This window comes from Mesorhizobium sp. M6A.T.Cr.TU.014.01.1.1, from assembly GCF_004022765.1.
In the GTDB taxonomy this organism is placed as follows: domain Bacteria; phylum Pseudomonadota; class Alphaproteobacteria; order Rhizobiales; family Rhizobiaceae; genus Mesorhizobium; species Mesorhizobium mediterraneum.
Map to the genome: position 1 here is coordinate 42654 of NZ_RZPG01000024.1, position 18488 is coordinate 61141.

Annotated in this window: 17 protein-coding genes; 3 read left to right on the forward strand and 14 right to left on the reverse strand. The window is 63.4% G+C overall.

The genetic code is table 11. The annotated features are described in order from the left end of the window. Positions 1-61: 61 nt before the first annotated feature. The 5 genes from leuC to rplS form a co-directional block, all read right to left on the reverse strand. Positions 62-1471 carry a 3-isopropylmalate dehydratase large subunit gene (gene leuC / locus EN885_RS24415; protein WP_128243991.1) on the reverse strand — a complete coding sequence of 470 codons (1410 nt, stop codon included), beginning with the start codon at positions 1469-1471 and terminating at the stop codon, positions 62-64. Between the two features lie 399 nt (positions 1472-1870). Beyond that, the gene (locus EN885_RS24430; RefSeq protein ID WP_095484907.1) at positions 1871-2506 is read right to left on the reverse strand and encodes a class I SAM-dependent methyltransferase; all 636 of its coding nucleotides are present in this window, start codon (positions 2504-2506) and stop codon (positions 1871-1873) included. 56 nt (positions 2507-2562) lie between these two features. Continuing rightward, entirely contained in the window at positions 2563-3378 is an 816-nt protein-coding gene (locus tag EN885_RS24435; RefSeq protein WP_128243992.1) for an amino acid ABC transporter permease, read from the reverse strand. Between the two features lie 263 nt (positions 3379-3641). Next, on the reverse strand, positions 3642-4439 hold the full coding sequence (locus tag EN885_RS24445; protein WP_126104347.1) for a transporter substrate-binding domain-containing protein: 798 nt from the start codon (positions 4437-4439) through the stop codon (positions 3642-3644). A 255-nt stretch (positions 4440-4694) separates the two neighbouring features. Next, positions 4695-5234 (reverse strand): 50S ribosomal protein L19, encoded by a 540-nt coding sequence (gene rplS, locus EN885_RS24450; protein WP_095484904.1) that lies wholly within the window; start codon positions 5232-5234, stop codon positions 4695-4697. 317 nt (positions 5235-5551) lie between these two features. Between rplS and EN885_RS24460 the strand changes: the two genes are divergently transcribed. Continuing rightward, complete coding sequence (locus tag EN885_RS24460) at positions 5552-6304, forward strand: sulfite exporter TauE/SafE family protein (RefSeq protein WP_095484903.1); 753 nt, start codon at positions 5552-5554, stop codon at positions 6302-6304. On the opposite strand, the gene trmD is transcribed toward EN885_RS24460, so the two are convergent. Together trmD and rimM are read right to left on the reverse strand one after the other, a co-directional pair. Further along, positions 6286-6984, reverse strand: a complete 699-nt coding sequence (trmD, locus tag EN885_RS24465) for a tRNA (guanosine(37)-N1)-methyltransferase TrmD (RefSeq protein WP_095484902.1) — start codon at positions 6982-6984, stop codon at positions 6286-6288. The genes EN885_RS24460 and trmD overlap by 19 nt on opposite strands. Next, positions 6981-7580 (reverse strand): ribosome maturation factor RimM, encoded by a 600-nt coding sequence (rimM, locus tag EN885_RS24470; RefSeq protein WP_095484901.1) that lies wholly within the window; start codon positions 7578-7580, stop codon positions 6981-6983. The genes trmD and rimM overlap by 4 nt, the downstream gene beginning before the upstream one ends. Positions 7581-7725: 145 nt before the next feature. Between rimM and EN885_RS24475 the strand changes: the two genes are divergently transcribed. Further along, positions 7726-8664 carry a tyrosine recombinase XerC gene (locus EN885_RS24475; RefSeq protein ID WP_126104346.1) on the forward strand — a complete coding sequence of 313 codons (939 nt, stop codon included), beginning with the start codon at positions 7726-7728 and terminating at the stop codon, positions 8662-8664. A gap of 112 nt (positions 8665-8776) precedes the next feature. After that, positions 8777-8974, forward strand: a complete 198-nt coding sequence (locus EN885_RS24480) for a hypothetical protein (RefSeq protein ID WP_245458136.1) — start codon at positions 8777-8779, stop codon at positions 8972-8974. A 973-nt stretch (positions 8975-9947) separates the two neighbouring features. Here EN885_RS24480 and lpdA read toward each other — a convergent pair. The 7 genes from lpdA to EN885_RS24520 all read right to left on the reverse strand — a co-directional run bounded on the left by lpdA (position 9948) and on the right by EN885_RS24520 (position 18484). After that, positions 9948-11354, reverse strand: a complete 1407-nt coding sequence (gene lpdA, locus EN885_RS24490) for a dihydrolipoyl dehydrogenase (RefSeq protein WP_128244165.1) — start codon at positions 11352-11354, stop codon at positions 9948-9950. A gap of 41 nt (positions 11355-11395) precedes the next feature. After that, complete coding sequence (locus tag EN885_RS24495) at positions 11396-12151, reverse strand: SDR family oxidoreductase (protein ID WP_128244164.1); 756 nt, start codon at positions 12149-12151, stop codon at positions 11396-11398. After that, on the reverse strand, positions 12148-12645 hold the full coding sequence (locus EN885_RS24500) for a hypothetical protein (RefSeq protein WP_095484895.1): 498 nt from the start codon (positions 12643-12645) through the stop codon (positions 12148-12150). The genes EN885_RS24495 and EN885_RS24500 overlap by 4 nt, the downstream gene beginning before the upstream one ends. A 57-nt stretch (positions 12646-12702) precedes the next feature. Beyond that, a complete protein-coding gene (odhB, locus tag EN885_RS24505) occupies positions 12703-14004 on the reverse strand; it encodes a 2-oxoglutarate dehydrogenase complex dihydrolipoyllysine-residue succinyltransferase (protein ID WP_128244163.1) in 1302 nt (433 codons plus the stop codon). A 31-nt stretch (positions 14005-14035) separates the two neighbouring features. Beyond that, entirely contained in the window at positions 14036-17023 is a 2988-nt protein-coding gene (locus EN885_RS24510; protein ID WP_095484893.1) for a 2-oxoglutarate dehydrogenase E1 component, read from the reverse strand. Positions 17024-17145: 122 nt separating this feature from the next. Continuing rightward, positions 17146-18048 carry a succinate--CoA ligase subunit alpha gene (gene sucD / locus EN885_RS24515; protein WP_128244162.1) on the reverse strand — a complete coding sequence of 301 codons (903 nt, stop codon included), beginning with the start codon at positions 18046-18048 and terminating at the stop codon, positions 17146-17148. 64 nt (positions 18049-18112) lie between these two features. Beyond that, positions 18113-18484, reverse strand: a complete 372-nt coding sequence (locus tag EN885_RS24520; RefSeq protein ID WP_095484891.1) for a cupin domain-containing protein — start codon at positions 18482-18484, stop codon at positions 18113-18115. Positions 18485-18488 lie beyond the last annotated feature (4 nt).

Below are 18488 nucleotides of genomic sequence, written 5' to 3' on the forward strand. Positions count from 1 at the left end.
TCGGGCATGCACTCATATACGGTTGTGGCAGCCCTGCGTTGTTTCCACTCACGCCTGAAATCTATTTCCACTCACGGATGTCGACGAAATGGCCGGCGATCGCCGCCGCTGCCGCCATCGCCGGCGACACCAGATGGGTGCGGCCCTTGAAGCCCTGGCGGCCCTCGAAATTGCGGTTCGAGGTCGAGGCGCAGCGCTCATGCGGCTTGAGGCGGTCGTCATTCATGGCAAGGCACATCGAGCAGCCCGGCTCGCGCCAATCGAAGCCGGCGGCGACAAAGATCTTGTCGAGACCTTCGGCCTCCGCTTGCTCCTTGACCAGGCCGGACCCCGGCACGATCATCGCATCGACATGCGGGCTGACTTTTTTGCCCTCGACCACCTTGGCGACGGCGCGCAGATCCTCGATGCGACCGTTGGTGCAGGAGCCGATAAAGACGCGGTCGAGCGAAATGTCAGTGATCTTGGTGCCCGGCTTCAGGCCCATATAATCGAGCGCGCGCTGCTTGGAGGTGCGCTTGTTCTCGTCAGCGATATCGTCGGGGTTCGGCACGATGCCCTGGACCGAGACGACGTCCTCGGGCGAAGAGCCCCAGGAGACGATAGGCGGCAGTTTCGCCGCGTCGAGCACGACCACCTTGTCGAAATGCGCGCCTTCGTCGGACTGCAGCGTCTTCCAGTAGGCAAGCGCGGCCTCCCACGCCTCGCCCTTGGGAGCGCGCGGCTTGTCCTTGACATAGGAGAAGGTCGTCTCGTCGGGCGCGATCAGGCCGGCCCGGGCGCCGCCCTCGATCGACATGTTGCAGATGGTCATGCGGCCTTCCATGGACAGCGCCCGGATCGCCTCGCCGGCATATTCGATGACATAGCCGGTGCCGCCGGCAGTGCCGATCTCGCCGATGATCGCCAAAATGATGTCCTTGGCGGTGACGCCTTCCGGCAGCACGCCGTCGACGCGCACCAGCATGTTCTTGGCCTTGCGCTGGATCAGCGTCTGCGTGGCCAGCACATGCTCGACTTCCGAGGTGCCGATGCCATGCGCCAAAGCACCGAAAGCGCCATGCGTCGAGGTGTGGCTGTCGCCGCAGACGATGGTCATGCCGGGCAGAGTAAAGCCCTGCTCGGGGCCGATGATGTGGACGATGCCCTGGCGGATGTCCTTTTCGGAATAATATTCGACGCCAAAATCCTTGGCATTCTTGGCCAGCGCCTCGACCTGGATGCGGCTTTCCTCGTTCTTGATGCCGAACTTGCGCTCGGGCGAGGTCGACACATTGTGGTCGACCACGGCCAGCGTCTTTTCAGGATGGCGAACCTTTCTGCCGGTCATGCGCAGGCCTTCGAAGGCTTGCGGGCTGGTCACTTCATGGACGAGGTGGCGGTCGATATAGAGCAGGCAGGTGCCGTCGTCCTGGCGGTCGACGACATGGTCGTCGAATATCTTGTCGTAGAGGGTGCGCGGTGCGCTCATGTGCGTAAATCCGTCGATATGAAAATGGGAAGGACAAGCGCCGGCTAGCCGGCGAACACGGCCTAGCGAAGTCGGCTGGTCAGAGCGCCGGAAACGCGCGCGGAGAATCGCGACGGCAGGCGTTTTCTATCCTGCAGCACGAAGCCCTTGTAGGCCGGATCGCCAAAAAGCTGTTCCATGGCGTGGCTCATATCAATGTTTTGGGTTTTCGGCAATTGGTAGGGTGTGGCGCGGCTTCCCCTTCTCCCCTTGTGGGAGAAGGTGGATCGGCGCGCAGCGCCGAGACGGTTGAGGGGTGCTGGACGGATCGCTGTCGTTGCCAAGCTGGAACACCCCTCATCCGACCGAGCTTCGCTCGGCCACCTTCTCCCACAGGGGGAGAAGGGAAAGTGCCGCCCCTCAAAGCACTTCAAACACAAACGTCTTCACCAACGCCTCGGGCTCGGCGATGGCATAGCAGCGGAACCATGGGCTTTCTTCGACCGGCCGCCATTTCTTCGCCTGCTCCAGCTCGGCAAAAACGTCACGAAAGCCGCCGCTCTCGAACACCTGGTCGCGAACGGTGAAGATGGCATGGCCGCCCTTGCGGGTGATGCGCACCAGTTCATGCAGGCCGGAAGCCGGCGCGTGGCTGAGGGTGAACACGCCGGTCGAAAAGAAGGCGCGGAAATACCCGTCGGGCCAAGGCAGCGGACCGCCGAGCATCGCCTGTTTCAACTCGCTGTAGGCCTGCCGGCTGCTGGCGATTTTCAGCATGTCCTCCGACAGGTCGAGCCCGGCAATGTCCTGATAGCCCAGCGCCTTGAGCGACGGTCCCGACAGGCCCGTGCCGCAGCCGGCGTCGAGCAGCGGCCCCTCGCCCGATGGCACATGGCGCGCCACCCAGGCGGCGATCAGGAACGGCAGGAGATAGCCGAGCGAGGCGGTTTCGCTGTCATAGGTCGCAGCCCATGCGGCATAAGCTTGCGCCAGCGCTTCCGGTGTATCCGCCGTATAGACGGACTCCAGCGCCGCATTGGCTTTGTCGATGTTCATGGATCAATTCCTCCGCAACCGGGCAGGTCAATCGTAGCGCCGTCTTCGCCTGCCTTCTATTCCTCATGCTGGCGGCGCAACCGCTTCTCCAGCGCCCGCAAGGCCAGCGACAGGCCAACCGTCAGGATGAGATAGATATAGGCGACGATCGAATAGGTTTCGAAGAAGCGAAACGAGCCGGCGGCGTAGATCTTGCCCATCTGGGTGATGTCGGCGACGCCGAGCACCGAGACCAGCGACGAATCCTTGACCATGGCGACGAAATCATTGCCGAGCGGCGGCAAGATGGTGCGGATCGCCTGCGGAAAGACGATCAGCCGGAAACGCTGCGTGCGCGTCAGCCCCAGCGCCTTCGCCGCCTCGATTTGGCCCTTCTCGACCGCCTGGATGCCGGCGCGGAAGACCTCCGAGATGAAGGCCGAGTAGCCGATGGTCAGCGCCATGATGGCGCGCCACAGCAGCGACACGTCGCGCACCAGCAGCTCGCCGAAGATGCCGGCGCTTTGCAGCGGCGCGGTCAGCGCGTTCCATGCCGCGACGAAAGCCGGCGCACCGGCAAACGCGATCCAGAACAACAGCACCAGAATCGGCACGCCGCGGATGATCTCGACATAGAAACGAGCGATCTGGCGCAGCCAGCGCGACCCCGACAGTCCCATCAGCGCAATGCCGAGCCCGATTGCGGAGGCTAGCGCGAAGGCGACCACGGTGACGAAGACGGTGATGCCGATGCCCTTGGCGACGGTCGCGAAAACCTGGGCGTAGAGGTCGCTTGCGGCGATGAAGATGGCGGCGGCCACGGCGAGCGCGATCGCCGCGGCAAGCCACCAGGGAAAGTCGGATTTGGAAGGGGAGGATGCGGGCGTTGCCATCAGGCGACGCCGGTGAAGCAGACATCGCGAAGGCATGGTGCCAAGGCACCCCCCTCTGTCCTGCCGGACATCTCCCCCTCAAGGGGGGAGATTGGCTGTTCATTCTGCTTTCGCCAATCTCCAACGTTAGAGAAAAAGCGCGGCCAGCGAAGCTGCCAATCTCCCCCCTTGAGGGGGAGATGTCCGGCAGGACAGAGGGGGGTGGACGAGCGCGGAGTCAGCGCGAACTCCTGCGCATCACCCAACGTGCGCAACAATGGAAGCTACTGCCCCATCTTGTAATCAAGAAACCATTTCTTGTTGAGCGCGTCGAGCGTGCCGTCGGCCTTCAGTGCGGCGATCGCCGCATTGACCGGCTTCACCAGATCCGAGCCTTTCGGGAAAATAAAGCCGAAATCCTCGGTGCCGAGCGGTCCGCCGATCAGCTTCAGCCCGCCATTGGACGCCTCGACGTAGCCCTTGCCGGCAGTGCCGTCGGTCAAAACGACATCGACGTCGCCGGTCTTCAGCGCCTGCACCGTCGCGCCGAACGTCTCGAACAGTTTGATGCGCGGGTTCTGCTCATTGCCGTCGAGCACGCTGTAGACGGCGGTGTAGAAGGGCGTGGTGCCGGCCTGCGCGCCGATCAGCCCATCCTTGAAGGCGCCGAAGGTCTTGGCGTCGGTGAAGCGCTTCTCATCGCCGCGCACCAGCATGAACTGTTCCGAGCGCATATAAGGGTCGGAGAAATCGACCTTCTGCTTGCGGTCATCTTTGATGGTGATGCCGGTCATGCCGATGTTGTACTGGTTGTCGGAAACCGCCTGGATCATCGCGTCCCAGGAGGTGTTCTGATACTCGACCTGGAAATTCAGCCGCTTGGCGATCTCGTTCATGGCGTCATATTCCCAGCCGATCTGCTTGCCGGTCTTGGCGTCGATGAACTGCAGCGGCGGATAGGCGTTCTCCGTCACCACCACCACCTTCTTGCCGCCGAGATCGGGCAGCGCCTGCGCCAGGGCGACGACGGGCGCGAGAATCAGAGCCAACAGGCCGGCCAACAGCAGTTTCGATTTGGTCATGACACACCCCAAGAACTTGAACAGCCTCGACATTGTCGAGGCTTGCAGGAAAACCCGGCGCCGACTTTAGCTTTCCGTTAGCGGCTTGCAAGCCGGTCCGATGCGCCGCTTTGCGCTAAAACGGATTCTAATGCTTCCAACCGAGCGCTTGCGCAACGATTCGTGCCTTGCGGATCAAACCCCGTCCAGCGCGTCACCTCAGGGACAAAAAAGGCGGCCGAAGCCGCCTTTCCGAAGCACGGTTGTTGAAAAAACTTATTCGGCGACAGCCGCTTCCGCAGCCTTGGCGGCCTCGTCGGCGGCCTTCTTCTCAGCGGCGTCCTGTGCGGCCTTCTCGGCGGCCAGCGCCTGCGCGGCGGCCACCTTCTCGGCCTCGATGCGGGCCTTTTCGGCGTTCAGCGCATCGCGCTCCTCATCGTTCAGCTTGCGGGCGCGCACGCCGGTGTTTTCCGAAATACGGGCCGATTTGCCGCGGCGATCGCGCAAGTAGTAGAGCTTGGCGCGACGCACCTTGCCACGGCGCACGATCTCGACGCCCTCGACCATCGGCGAATAGACCGGGAACACGCGCTCCACGCCTTCGCCGTAGGAAATCTTGCGAACGGTGAAGCTCTCCTGGAAACCGGCGCCGGCGCGGGCGATGACGACGCCCTCATAGGCCTGGACACGGGTACGGGTGCCTTCGGTCACGCGGACCTGGACGCGCACGGTATCGCCGGGCTGGAATTCGGGAAGCTTGCGCTTGGCTTCGATCTTGGCGGCCTGTTCGGCCTCGAGCTGACGGAGGATGTCCATCGTAAAAATCCACTTCTTGTTCTTCCGACAGTCAGAGCGTCCGACACTCGCCTTGCAGTTCCATTGACCGCTCGGCTATGCCCTTCGTTCGCGAGAACATCGGGCAGGGGCGACTACACCGCCATTGTTGACGGGTCCGGCAGATTTTTCTTCCGGTTCGGGCGGGCACATACAGCTATTTCGACGCTTTGTCACGCCTTTGCCGTGTTCTTTTTTGGTCGTTGGCCGACAATGCAATCTTTCAGCAGGGGTTGCGTCGAAGGCCCAAGCTTTTTAAGCCGGGTAAAACGTGACTTTCCTCCGGCGGCAATACCCCCATGCCAGTTCTCGATGCGGCCCTGCTCTTTTTCGCGGGCTTTCTCTCAGGTGCCGTCAACGCGATAGCGGGCGGCGGGACGTTCGTAACCTTCGGCGCCATGACGCTGGTCGGCTTGCCGCCGATCGTCGCCAACGCGACCTCGTCGGTGACACAGTTTCCCGGCTACATCACCTCGACGCTCGCCTACTGGTCCGACATCAAGCATTTCTGGCGCACGGCGTTGCTGCTCGGCCTCATATCGGCTTTCGGCGCGCTGGCCGGTGCACTCATCCTTCTGGCGCTCGACAATCCGTCGTTCCGCGTCCTGGTGCCATGGCTGCTGCTGGCGGCGACTGCGCTATTCGCCGCTGGGCCGTGGCTGAAGCCGGCACCCAAGCCGGGGCATGAGGCCGCGGTGGGTTCGCTGGTCGGCTCCCTGGCGCAATTCGCCACCGCAGTCTATGGCGGTTTCTTCGGCGCCGGCATGGGCGTCATGATGCTGGCAACGCTCGGCCTCACCCAGCCCGGCGACTATCACCGCCTGAACGCGCTGAAGAACATGCTGGCCGTGGTCATCGCGGCGATAGCCATCCTGGTCTTCGTCTCCGGCGGCGTGATCGCCTGGCCGCAAGCGATCATCATGATACCGGGCGGCGCGCTGGGCGGCTATGCCGGCGTCTGGATCGCCAAGCGCGTGCCGCAAATTGCCGTGCGCGGCTTCGTGGTTGGGATCGGCGTGTTCCTGGCCTTTTACTATTTTGCCAAGGGCTGAGCGGCTAACAGGTCAGGCCGCCTTTCCCTGGTCAGCTTTTCCGACTCAGCGCGCCGCCATGCGGCGATCTTCTTGTGATTGCCCGAGGTGAGAACCTCGGGGATTTGCCGGCCTTCGAATTCCTGCGGGCGCGTGTAGTGCGGATGTTCGAGCAGGCCGTTTTCAAAACTCTCTTCATCGCCTGATACCGCATTGCCCATCACGCCGGGCAACAGCCGCACCACGGCGTCGAGCAGCACGAGCGCTGCCGGCTCGCCGCCGGACAGGATGAAGTCGCCGACCGAGACCTCCTCGAGCCCACGCGCGTCGATCACCCGCTGGTCGACGCCTTCGAAGCGTCCGCAGACGATGACGACGCCCGGCCCGGCGGCCAGTTCGCGCACGCGGGACTGCGTCAGCGGTTTTCCACGCGGACTCATCAGCAGCCGTGGCCGTGGATCACCCGGTGGCGAGGCATGGTCGATCGCCTTGGCCAAAACGTCGGCGCGCATCACCATGCCGGCGCCGCCACCGGCCGGTGTGTCGTCGACGGTGCGGTGGCGGTCGCTGGCGAAATCGCGGATCTGGATTGCTTCCAGCTCCCACGTGCCAGCCTCCAGCGCTCTGCCGGCCAGCGACAGGCCGAGCGCGCCGGGAAACATCTCCGGATAGAGCGTCAGCACCGAGGCGGAAAAGCTCACCGGTTGCCCCCGGCGTCCTTCGGCCCGCGCGGCCTGCCCTTCGGGTCGAAACCGTCGCCACCGGGAGGCTCGCCGTCTTCGTCCTCGACCAGTCCCGCCGCCGCCGGATCGATTCGGACGAAACCCTCTTTGATAGACACGTCAGGCACGGCGGCCTGCGTGAACGGGATCAGCACGCCTTTGCGCTCGCCAAGCATCACATCGAGAATGTCGCCGCCACCGAAATTATGCACGGCCACGACTTTGCCGATGTCAGCACCGGTATCGTCCCGGACCGCCAGCCCGACGAGATCGGCATGATAGAATTCGTCCTCTTCGCCATCGTCCGGCAGCATCGAGCGGTCGACGAACAATTCCGTGCCGGCAAGCGCCTCGGCAGCGTTGCGGTCGCTGATGCCCTTGAAGCGCACCACGACGACCGTGTTGGCCGGCCTGATGTCGACGATCTGAAAGGCGCGGCCGTCCCTGGCATAGAGCGGCCCGTAGTCGGCCAGCGCCAACGGGTCACCGGTGAAGGTTTTCACGCGCAATTCGCCCTTGATGCCGTGGGCGGCGCCGATCACGGCCATCTGGACGGGGTTTTGCGGTTTGGTCATCGGCGGAAAAATCCTTTGGCCTTGCTCTAGCTCCACCCTCTTGTCATTTCAATGACGCGGCTCTTCACCGCTTCCTAACCCGGCTGCCGGAAGATGGCCCAGAATTGGAAGAACGAATTGGAAGAACGGAATATCGAAAGAGCCAATGCAGGAATTTCTTATTCCAGCCAAACCAGACCTTCAGGCGGCCCGCGAAACCTGGCTGAAGATGCTGGCGCGCGAACGCCGGCTATCGCCGGAAACCGTGGAAGCCTATGAGCGCGACACGCGCCAATTCCTGCACTTCCTGACCGGCCATTGCGGCGGCTCGCCCGGCATTTCGGATATCGCCGATCTGCGCCCGGCCGATCTGCGCGGCTTTCTCGCCGCTCGCCGCGCCGGGGGCGCCGGCGCCCGCACGCTCGGGCGGGGGCTCGCCGGCATCCGTTCGTTGCTGCGCTTTCTGGAGCGGCGCGGCCTCGTCAATGCGGCGGGCGCTGCGGCACTGCGCGCGCCACGGCAGCCGAAGTCGCTGCCCAAGCCGCTGACGGCAAGCGATGCCAAACACGTTGTTTCGATGGAAGGCCAGCTGGCGGAGGAGCCGTGGATCGCCGCCCGCAACGCCGCCGTGCTGACGCTGCTCTACGGCTCGGGCCTGCGCATTTCCGAGGCGCTCGGATTGTCGGGCGCCGATCTGTCGTCGGCTGGCGATAGCGTGCTGCGCGTCACCGGCAAGGGTGGCAAGACCCGGCTGGTTCCGGTGCTGCCGGTGGCGCTGAGGGCGATCGCCGAATACCGCCGGCTCTGCCCCTGGCATCTCGACCCCAAGGGCCTGCTGTTTCGCGGCGCCCGCGGCGGTCCGCTCAACCCGGCCATCGTCCAGCGCGACATGGCGAAGCTGCGCTCGGCGCTCAATCTGCCCGATACCGCCACGCCGCACGCCTTGCGCCATTCCTTCGCCACGCATCTGCTTGGGCGCGGCGGCGACCTGCGCACCATCCAGGAACTTTTGGGACATGCCAGCCTGTCGACGACGCAGATCTACACCGGCGTCGACACCGCCAGGCTGCTCGAAATCTACGAAGCCGCCCATCCGCGGGCGTGAGCGACGTGCAGGCCTGCAAAGTCCGGACAGCGCACGCGCAACGAGCCCCGTTCAAGACAATTTGGATAAGCCAGTTAACCGTTTCGCCGCTTTTTTAGGCCTAGAAAGAGCCATGAAACGCGTCATCGCCATTACCGACCGCGCGGCTTTTGTGTCGCTGAAGCTGCTTGTGGTACTCAACGCCCTGTTTCTTGTCTCTTTTTTCGTCGTCGCGTTGCTCGCGGCCGGCAAGGCGCACGCCGGGAGCCCGGCTTGCGGCGGCGCCGACATGCCGTCGAGTCCGGCGGGCTGCGCCGCATCGAGAAAATGACTTTTCGCCGGCCCCAACAAGTTATCGATCATGCCGGGCCGATCCCTCGCTGCCTTCATGACGCCCTGCATCCTCCCGACGGGGAGGTCTCGTCGAAGATTTCCGCAAGGCCGCCTGAACCCTGACGTCGTTTACTGAGTTGCACGGTTGAGTTGCGGACCAGGAAGACATGATTCCGATCGATGCCTTCCCGAATCAGGACGCGAGGGCGGCGGTCCGGTCTTGGTGCAGGATGGCTGAAAAGGCTCGTTTTGGCTCGATCTCCGCCAATTTTGCGAGGGAAATGCGTGCGGACAAACGATTCCAGGCGCAGATTGCCCTGTTTTCGGCGTTTTCGATACCTAGCGTGAAACCTGTTCAACGATTGCGCGTTGATTTGTGTTGATTGATACTTTTCATCCACGGAGGACACTTTTATGGCGAATCCAAACGACCCGTACACCACTCCGACCCCCCCTCCCAAGTCGGGTGGCGGCGGCAGCGGCTGGCTGATTGCCCTGGTTGTCGTTATCCTGGCTATTGTCGCTTACTATATTTTTGGAAGAAGCGGTGAAACGCCCGCGCCTGCTGAGCCGCCGGCCGCCAGCACGCCAGCCCCAGCGCCGGCGCCCGCAGAACCGGCACCTGCCCCGGCCCCGGCAGAGCCTGCGCCAGCCCCGGCCCCGGCAGAGCCTGCGCCAGCCCCGGCACCCGCAGAGCCTGCTCCGGCGCCTACACCTGCTCCGGCGCCTGCAGAACCAGCGCCTGCTCCGGCGCCCGCACCAGCCCCGGCGCAGTGATCGCCTGCTGACTTCAAATACGAACGGCCCGCTGAGAAGCGGGCCGTTTTGCTTTGGGCCATCAGATGGCTGCCGGAGTAGCTTAGAGCAATTCCAGGAAAAGTGCGCAGCGGTTTTCCGTCTGGAATTCCGTAAAAACAAAGACTTAGAGCGGTTCGGCGATTCTATCAAAAGCTGAACCGCTCTAGGACGGCCTACATATGGATCGGCTTGAAGAAGGTCGCCAGTGCCGCTTCCTTCACCGCTTCCGACATCGTCGGATGGGCGTGGCAGGTGCGGGCAAGATCTTCCGACGAACCGCCGAACTCCATCAGCACCGCCGCCTCGTGGATCATCTCGCCGGCGCCGAAGCCGACGATGTGGACGCCGAGCACCCGGTCGCTCTGCTTGTCAGCCAGGATCTTCACGAAGCCGTCGGTATGCAGCATGGCGCGCGCCCGGCCATTGGCGCTGAACGGAAACTTGCCGGCCTTGTAATCGATGCCGGCCGCCTTCAGCTCTTCCTCGGTCTTGCCGACCGAGGCGATTTCCGGACTGGTGTAGACGACGTTCGGGATCACCTCGTAGTTCACATGGCCGGCCTGGCCGGCGATGGTCTCGGCCACCGCTACACCTTCGTCCTCGGCCTTGTGGGCAAGCATCGGCCCGGCGATGACATCGCCGATGGCGTAGATGCCCGGCACATTAGTCTTGAGATGGCCGTCCGTCTTGACCCGGCCGCGCTCGTCGACATCGACGCCGGCTTCCTTCAGCCCGAGACTGTCCGAATAGGCCCGACGTCCCGTCGCGATCAGCACCGCATCCGCCTCGATGGTCTCGGCAGCACCCCCCTTGACCGGCTCGAAGATGACGGTGACACCCTTCTTGGCCTTGGCGACACCGGTCACCTTGGCGCCGAGCCTGAATTCGATGCCTTGCTTGGACAGCATGCGCTGGAACTGTTTGGCGACCTCGCCGTCCATGCCGCCCAGTATGGTGTCGAGGAACTCGACGACGGTGACCTTGGCGCCGAGCCGCGCCCATACCGAGCCAAGCTCCAGCCCGATGACACCGCCGCCGACCACAACCAGATGGCCCGGCACCTTGTCCAGCGACAACGCGCCGGTCGAGGACATGATTACCTTCTCGTCGATGTCGACCTTGACGCCCGGAATGCCGGCGACGTCGGAGCCGGTGGCGATGACGATGTTCCTGGTCTCGATCTCCTCGACCTTGCCGTCCTCGCCGGTCACCGAGACCTTGCCGGCGGACAGGACCTTGCCGGTGCCGCGAAACGAGTCGATCTTGTTCTTCTTGAACAGGAAGGCGACGCCATTGACGTTGGACGCCACCGTCGCGTCCTTGTGCGCCATCATCTTCCCGAGATTGAGCTTCGGTGCGCCGATTTCGACGCCCAGCGTGTCGAAGGAATGGCCGGCCTCGGCGAATATCTCGGAGGCATGCAGCAGCGCCTTGGACGGGATGCAGCCAATATTGAGGCAGGTGCCGCCGAAGGTCGGGTTCTTCTCGATCACCGCCGTCTTCAGGCCGAGCTGTGCCGCCTTGATGGCGCAGACATAGCCGCCCGGTCCCGATCCGATGATAACGACGTCATAAGCCATGATATTGTCCTTCTGGTCTGGCACTCAGCCTTGGCTGGCAATTAGCGGCCGCCGCCCACTTCCAAATTTGCGCCTGTCGTATAGGACGCCCCGTCCGACAGGAGCCAGAGAATTGCCGCGGCGACCTCTTCGGTGGCCCCCGCCCTTTGCATGGGCACGAGGTGACGCATCCTCTCGACGCGATCCGGCTGCCCGCCGGAGGCATGAATTTCGGTGTCGATGATGCCTGGACTGACCGCGTTGACGCGAATGCCTTCGCCGGCCACTTCGCGCGCCAGGCCAATGGTGAAAGAATCGATCGCACCCTTCGAGGCGGCATAGTCGACATATTCGCCCGGTCCGCCAATTCTCGCAGCAATCGAGGAGATATTCACGATAGCGCCGCCCTTGCCGCCATGGCTCGTCGACATACGCTTCACCGCTTCGCGGGCACACAGTATTGAGCCAATGACGTTGATGCGCATCATGCGCTCCAACCTTGCTCCGCTCATTTCGTCGACACGCGCCTTCCGGTCGACCACGCCGGCATTGTTGACGAGCGCATCGAGCGGACCGAAGGCATGATCGATCCTCTCGAATATCGCCTGAATATCGGCCTCGCTGCCGACGTCGCCCTTGATGGCCAGCGCTTCGCCGCCAGCCTGCGCGATTGCCTCGACAAGCGCCGTGGCCGCAGCCTCATTGGAGGCATAGTTGACCGCAACACGGTATCCAGCCTTGGCGGCAAGCCTGGACGTGGCCGCGCCGATGCCGCGACTACCACCGGTCACCAGCAGCACTTTTTTGGTCGCGCTCATTCCTGACAGCCCTTCAACGAAAAAACATCCCACGGCACTTTCGAAAACCCGTTGGTGCCATAGGCGGCCGACATCTGCAGCGACGGTCCGAGGTCGGGAAAGATAAGAGTCTTCGGCGCGGCCACGCCTTCGGCTGGCAGCAGAGCGATGTTGCCCTTGTCGTCAGCACTGTAGACGACCCCCTCCCACACCGTGCAAGCGGCGAGTTCGTCGCCGGTGACGTCGCCTGTCGGGCATTTGTACATCAGCGAACCATGCGGCCGCGCCACGCCTTCCGTCCACATGACGATGCCTTCGAGCACGACACTGTTGTCGAGCACCATCTTGAACGTGTTGGTGACAACAGCCGATTCCATGGTCGGCCTGAAATCGATCTCGGCGGCACTTTCGGCATCGCCATAGACGGCGAGCTCGAGCGGGCAGGCAGCGTGCGCCGTCGATGCCGTCAGCGCAAGGCCGGCCACGCACAGCGTGAAAAACAATCCGGAGCGCAAACGAGAGAAGCTCGTTCGGTGGCGCAGATCCATTCTCCGGCTCACCTCGACCGACCCTTAGAGATCGAGCACCAGCCGCTCCGGATCCTCCAGGCTTTCCTTGACGCGGACCACGAAGGTCACCGCTTCCTTGCCGTCGACGATGCGGTGATCGTAGGAGAGCGCCAGATACATCATCGGCCGGATCACGATCTGGCCGCCGACCACCACCGGCCGCTCCTGGATCTTGTGCATGCCCAGAATGCCGGACTGCGGCGCGTTGAGGATCGGCGTCGACATCAGCGACCCGTAAACGCCGCCGTTGGAAATCGTAAACGTGCCTCCTTGCATATCCGCCACGGAAAGCTTGCCGTCACGCGCGGCGATGCCCAGCCTGCCGATATCCTTCTCGATCTCGGCGATCGACATCTGGTCGGCATCGCGTACCACTGGCACGACAAGGCCTTTTTCCGTGCCGACGGCGACGCCGATATGGGCGTAGTTCTTGAAGATGATGTCGGTGCCGTCGATCTCGGCATTGACCGAAGGGATCTCCTTCAGCGCATGGGTGACGGCCTTGGTGAAGAAGCCCATGAAGCCCAGCTTCACGCCGTGCTTCTTCTCGAACACATCCTTGTATTTGGTCCTGAGCGCCATTACCGCGCTCATGTCCACCTCGTTGAAGGTGGTCAGCATGGCGGCGGTCGACTGCGCTTCCTTGAGGCGGCGCGCGATGGTCTGCCGCAGCTTGGTCATGCGCACGCGCTCTTCGCGCGACGCGTCATCGGCCGAGGACGGCGCACGGGCAGCGACCGGTGCAGGCGCCTTCGGCGTCTCGGCCGGTTGCGACGGCGCGCCCCTGGCGATTGCGTCGAGCACGTCGCCCTTCAGCACCTGGCCGCGTTTGCCGGAACCCGAGACCTGGTCGACGGCGAGATTGCTCTCGGCCAGCAGCTTCGCCGCCGCTGGCGCCGGCGGCATCGTGCGCGCCTCGATCGGCCCGGCATCGCCAGCGATCTTGGCGGTCTCGGCCGCGGCTTGCTTGACGGTTGATGCGGCGGTCGGTGCCGAGGCTTGCGATACCGCGTCCTGCCTCGGTTCGGAAGTTGACGCCTTAGCGGGTGCTGCCGCTTTTGCGCCGTCGCCCGCCGAAATCATGCCGAGCAAAGCGCCGACCTCGACCGTCTCGCCTTCCTTGACGGCGATCTCGCTGAGCGTTCCCGCGGCCGCGGCCGGCACTTCCACCGTTACCTTGTCGGTTTCGAGCTCGACCAGCGGCTCGTCGGTGGCGATCGCGTCGCCCACCTTCTTGAACCATTTGCCGATGGTCGCCTCGGTGACGGATTCGCCAAGTGTGGGGACGCGGATTTCGGTAGCCATTGTGCCTGTCCGTTTTTTTGTCGGTTCTGTTCTATTCGCCGAGCGCGTCTTCGAGCAAGGCGGCAAGCTGGGCGAGATGCTTCGACATCAATCCGGTCGCCGGCGACGCGGCTGCCGGCCGGCCGGTATAGCGCACCCGCTGATGCTTGGCGTCGATATGCGCCAGCACCCATTCCAGATAGGGATCGATGAACGACCAGGCGCCCATGTTCTTGGGCTCCTCCTGGCACCACACCATCTCGGCGTTGCGGAAGCGTGACAGTTCGGTGATCAGCGCCTTGGCCGGGAACGGATAGAGCTGTTCGACGCGCAGCAGATAGATGTCGTTGATGCCGCGCTTCTCGCGCTCCTCGTAGAGGTCGTAATAGACCTTGCCCGAGCAGAGCACGACACGGCGGATCTTCGAATCCTTGGTGAGCTTGATCGCCTGGCCGGGGAGCTGCTGGGCATCGTCCCACAACAGCCGGTGGAACGCGCTTTCGCCCGACATCTCCGGCAGCGTCGACACCGCCCGCTTGTGGCGCAGCAGCGACTTCGGCGTCATCAGGATCAGCGGCTTGCGGAAATCCCGCTTCAACTGCCGGCGCAGGATGTGGAAATAGTTGGCCGGCGTCGTGCAGTAGGCCACTTGCATGTTGTCTTCGGCGCAAAGCTGCAGGAAGCGCTCGAGCCTGGCCGATGAATGTTCCGGCCCCTGGCCTTCATAGCCATGCGGCAGCAGGCAGACGAGCCCCGACATTCTGAGCCACTTGCGCTCGCCCGACGAGATGAACTGGTCGAACACCACCTGGGCGCCGTTGGCGAAATCGCCGAACTGTGCTTCCCAAAGCGTCAGCGCCTTCGGCTCGGCCAGGCTGTAGCCATATTCGAAGCCGAGCACGGCCTCTTCCGACAGCATCGAGTTGATGACCTCGAAGCCGGCCTGCGCCGCCGACAGATTGTTGAGCGGGATGTAGCGTGTCTCGTCGCGCTGGTCGTAGAGCACGGAGTGGCGTTGCGAAAACGTGCCGCGCTCCGAATCCTGACCAGACAGTCGAACCGGATTGCCGTCGAGCAGAATGGCGCCGAAGGCCAGCGCCTCGGCCGTCGACCAGTCGATGCCTTCGCCCGACTCGATCGCCTGGCGGCGGTTCTCGAGAAACCGCATGATCGTCTTGTGGGCCGCGAAATCCTTCGGCACCTCGGTCAGCTTCTTGCCGATCTCCTTCAGCGTCTTGACCGGCACGGCGGTCTTGCCGCGCCGCTGTTCGTCCTGGTTGTCGGCCGTGCGCAGGCCAGACCAGGCGCCATCCAGCCAGTCGGCCTTGTTGGGCTTGTAATGCTGGCCGACCTCGAATTCTTGCTCGAGATGTGCCCGCCAGTCGGCCTTGAGCTTATCGAATTCGGCCTGGGTGAGGTGGCCTTCGGCGATCAGCCGGTCGGCATAGATCTGCACCGTCGTCTTGTGGCTGCGGATGCTGCTGTACATGATCGGTTGGGTGAAGGCCGGCTCGTCGCCTTCATTGTGGCCGAAGCGGCGGTAGCAGAACATGTCGACCACGACAGGCTTGTGGAACTTCATGCGGAATTCGATCGCCACCTTGGTGGCATGGACCACGGCTTCCGGATCGTCGCCATTGACGTGGAAGATCGGCGCCTCGATCATCTTGGCCACATCCGACGGATAGGGCGACGAGCGTGAGAAGCGCGGATTGGTGGTGAAGCCGATCTGGTTGTTGATGATGAAATGCAGCGTGCCGGCGACGCGGTGGCCGCGCAGGCCCGACAGGCCGAGGATTTCGGCAATCACGCCCTGGCCGGCAAAGGCGGCGTCGCCATGCAGGAGCAGCGGCAGCACCTTGGCGCGCTCTTCCAGCGGCACGATCTCCTCGCGACTGCGGCCGAACAGAGAGTCCTGCTTGGCCCGCGCCTTGCCCATAACCACCGGATCGACGATTTCCAGATGCGAAGGATTGGCGGTCAGCGACAGGTGCACTTTGTTGCCGTCGAACTCGCGGTCCGACGAAGCGCCGAGATGGTACTTCACGTCGCCCGAGCCCTCGACCTCGTCGGGTGCGGCCGAGCCGCCCTTGAATTCGTGGAAGATGGCGCGGTGCGGCTTGGCCATCACCTGGGAGAGCACGTTCAGCCGGCCGCGATGCGCCATGCCGAGCACGATCTCCTTCATGCCGAGCTGGCCGCCGCGCTTGACGATCTGCTCCAGCGCCGGGATCAGCGCCTCTGCGCCGTCGAGGCCGAAGCGCTTGGTGCCCTTGTACTTGACGTCGATGAACTGCTCGAAGCCTTCGGCCTCGACCAGCTTCTGCAGGATCGCCTTCTTGCCGGTGGCGGTGAAGGAGATCTCCTTGTCGGTGCCCTCGATGCGCGCCTGGATCCAGGCCTTCTCCTCGGGATCGGAAATATGCATGAACTCGACGCCGAGCGTCGAGCAATAGGTGCGGGTCAGGATGTCGAGCATCTGCCGGATGGTGCCGAATTCGAGCCCGAGCACATTGTCGAGGAAGATCGGGCGATCGTAATCGGCTGATGTGAAGCCGTAATTTTCCGGCGACAGCTCGTTATAGTCCTCGAGCGGCTTGGCGATGCCGAGCGGATCGAGATTGGCGTGCAAATGGCCCCGCATGCGGTAGGCGCGGATCATCATGATGGCGCGCACGGAATCGCGCGTCGCCTGGTGCACGTCGGCGTCGGAAAGGGCGACGCCGTTCATCACCGCCTTGTCCTGGACTTTCTTCTCGATGTGCTTCTCGACGATGCCCCAATTGCCGTCGAGCGCCGACACCAACTCGCCATTGGCCTGCAACGGCCACGAGGGCTTAGCCCATGAGGCACCCTTGGCATTCTTGCGAACATCGCCGGCGTCGTCCTTCAGCGCCGCGAAGAAATCCTGCCATTCGGGGTCGACCGAAGAGGGATCGTCCTCATAGGCGGCGTAGAGCGCGTCGATATAATCGGCATTGCCGCCATAGAGGAAAGAGGTAAGCGAAAATTGGTCGTTGGCCTGATCTTGTCTTGCCATTTTTTCAGCGGAGCCTGGCTCCGTCTCCTGTTTTGGAGGGGAGTAGGGCAATAGGGCAGTATGGGAGTAGGGCAATGCCCTCGTCTTGTCCCTACGCCCTACTGCCCTACTCCCTTACTGCCCTAACCTTTGATCGCCTCGACCAGCGTCGTGCCGAGCCGGGCCGGCGAGGGCGAAACTTTTATCCCGGCCGATTCCATCGCCGCGATCTTGTCCTCGGCGCCGCCCTTGCCGCCGGAGATGACGGCGCCCGCATGGCCCATGGTGCGCCCGGCCGGCGCCGTGCGCCCGGCGATGAAACCGGCCATCGGCTTCTTGCGGCCACGCTTGGCTTCGTCCTTGAGGAACTGCGCGGCGTCTTCCTCGGCCGAGCCGCCGATCTCGCCGATCATGATGATCGATCGGGTCTCGTCGTCGGCGAGGAACATCTCCAGCACGTCGATGAACTCCGTGCCTTTGACGGGGTCGCCACCGATGCCGACGGCGGTGGTCTGGCCGAGGCCGACATTGGTGGTCTGGAACACTGCCTCATAGGTAAGCGTTCCCGAGCGGGAAACAACGCCGACCGAGCCCTTGCGGAAGATGTTGCCGGGCATGATGCCGATCTTGCATTCGTTGGGGGTCAGGACGCCGGGGCAGTTGGGGCCGATGAGCCGCGATGTCGAGCGGTCGAGCCGCGCCTTGACCTTGATCATGTCGATCACCGGGATGCCCTCGGTGATGCAGATGATCAGCGGGATCTCGGCTTCGATCGCTTCCAGGATCGCCTCTGCGGCGCCCGCCGGCGGCACATAGACGACAGAAGCGTTGGCGCCGGTCTTCGCCTTGCCTTCAGCGACGGTGGAAAAGATCGGCAGGCTCTCGCCCTTGGCACCGGTCCACGTCTCGTCACCCTTTTTGGGGTGGATGCCGCCGACCATTTTCGTCCCGTGATAGGCCAGCGCCTGCTCCGTATGGAACGTGCCGGTCTTGCCGGTCAGGCCCTGCACGAGCACCTTGGTGTTCTTGTCGACGAGAATGGACATGGTGGTCCTTTTTACAAACCGTTGATCGAGGAAGGCTGCGTGGTCATCGTCAGAGATGCCATGGTCAGAGCCGCTTGAGATCGGCGACGGTGAGGTCGCTCTTGGCGTTGCCGGTGTTGAGTGTCGTCGCCGGCTCGAACATCAGCACCACTGGCTCCTCGCTCAGCGAGCGCGGCCGGTGCTCGACGGACCGCGGCACGACGATGAACTCGCCGCTGCCAAGCTCCACCGTGCCGTCGCGGAAATCGATGGCGATGCGGCCGCGCAGCACGAGGAACGCTTCGTCCTCGTTGTCATGCGCATGCCAGTCGAAGACATCGCCGAACTTGGCGATCTTGACCTGGGCATCGTTGACGTCGCCGGCGATATGCGGATCGAAGACCTTTTTGATCTTCGCATCCGCCGCCTCGACCAGGTTTATCTTGTGCGGAGGCACCAGA

Coding starts and splice junctions, on each gene's coding strand:
- EN885_RS24445 (WP_126104347.1), bottom strand. CDS start 4,439: ATGACCAAATCGAAACTGCTGTTGGCCGGCCTGTTGGCTCTGATTCTC.
- rplS (WP_095484904.1), bottom strand. CDS start 5,234: ATGGACATCCTCCGTCAGCTCGAGGCCGAACAGGCCGCCAAGATCGAA.
- EN885_RS24475 (WP_126104346.1), top strand. CDS start 7,726: ATGCAGGAATTTCTTATTCCAGCCAAACCAGACCTTCAGGCGGCCCGC.
- odhB (WP_128244163.1), bottom strand. CDS start 14,004: ATGGCTACCGAAATCCGCGTCCCCACACTTGGCGAATCCGTCACCGAG.
- EN885_RS24480 (WP_245458136.1), top strand. CDS start 8,777: ATGAAACGCGTCATCGCCATTACCGACCGCGCGGCTTTTGTGTCGCTG.
- EN885_RS24510 (WP_095484893.1), bottom strand. CDS start 17,023: ATGGCAAGACAAGATCAGGCCAACGACCAATTTTCGCTTACCTCTTTC.
- leuC (WP_128243991.1), bottom strand. CDS start 1,471: ATGAGCGCACCGCGCACCCTCTACGACAAGATATTCGACGACCATGTC.
- rimM (WP_095484901.1), bottom strand. CDS start 7,580: ATGACCAAACCGCAAAACCCCGTCCAGATGGCCGTGATCGGCGCCGCC.
- sucD (WP_128244162.1), bottom strand. CDS start 18,048: ATGTCCATTCTCGTCGACAAGAACACCAAGGTGCTCGTGCAGGGCCTG.
- lpdA (WP_128244165.1), bottom strand. CDS start 11,354: ATGGCTTATGACGTCGTTATCATCGGATCGGGACCGGGCGGCTATGTC.
- EN885_RS24435 (WP_128243992.1), bottom strand. CDS start 3,378: ATGGCAACGCCCGCATCCTCCCCTTCCAAATCCGACTTTCCCTGGTGG.
- EN885_RS24430 (WP_095484907.1), bottom strand. CDS start 2,506: ATGAACATCGACAAAGCCAATGCGGCGCTGGAGTCCGTCTATACGGCG.
- EN885_RS24495 (WP_128244164.1), bottom strand. CDS start 12,151: ATGAGCGCGACCAAAAAAGTGCTGCTGGTGACCGGTGGTAGTCGCGGC.
- EN885_RS24460 (WP_095484903.1), top strand. CDS start 5,552: ATGCCAGTTCTCGATGCGGCCCTGCTCTTTTTCGCGGGCTTTCTCTCA.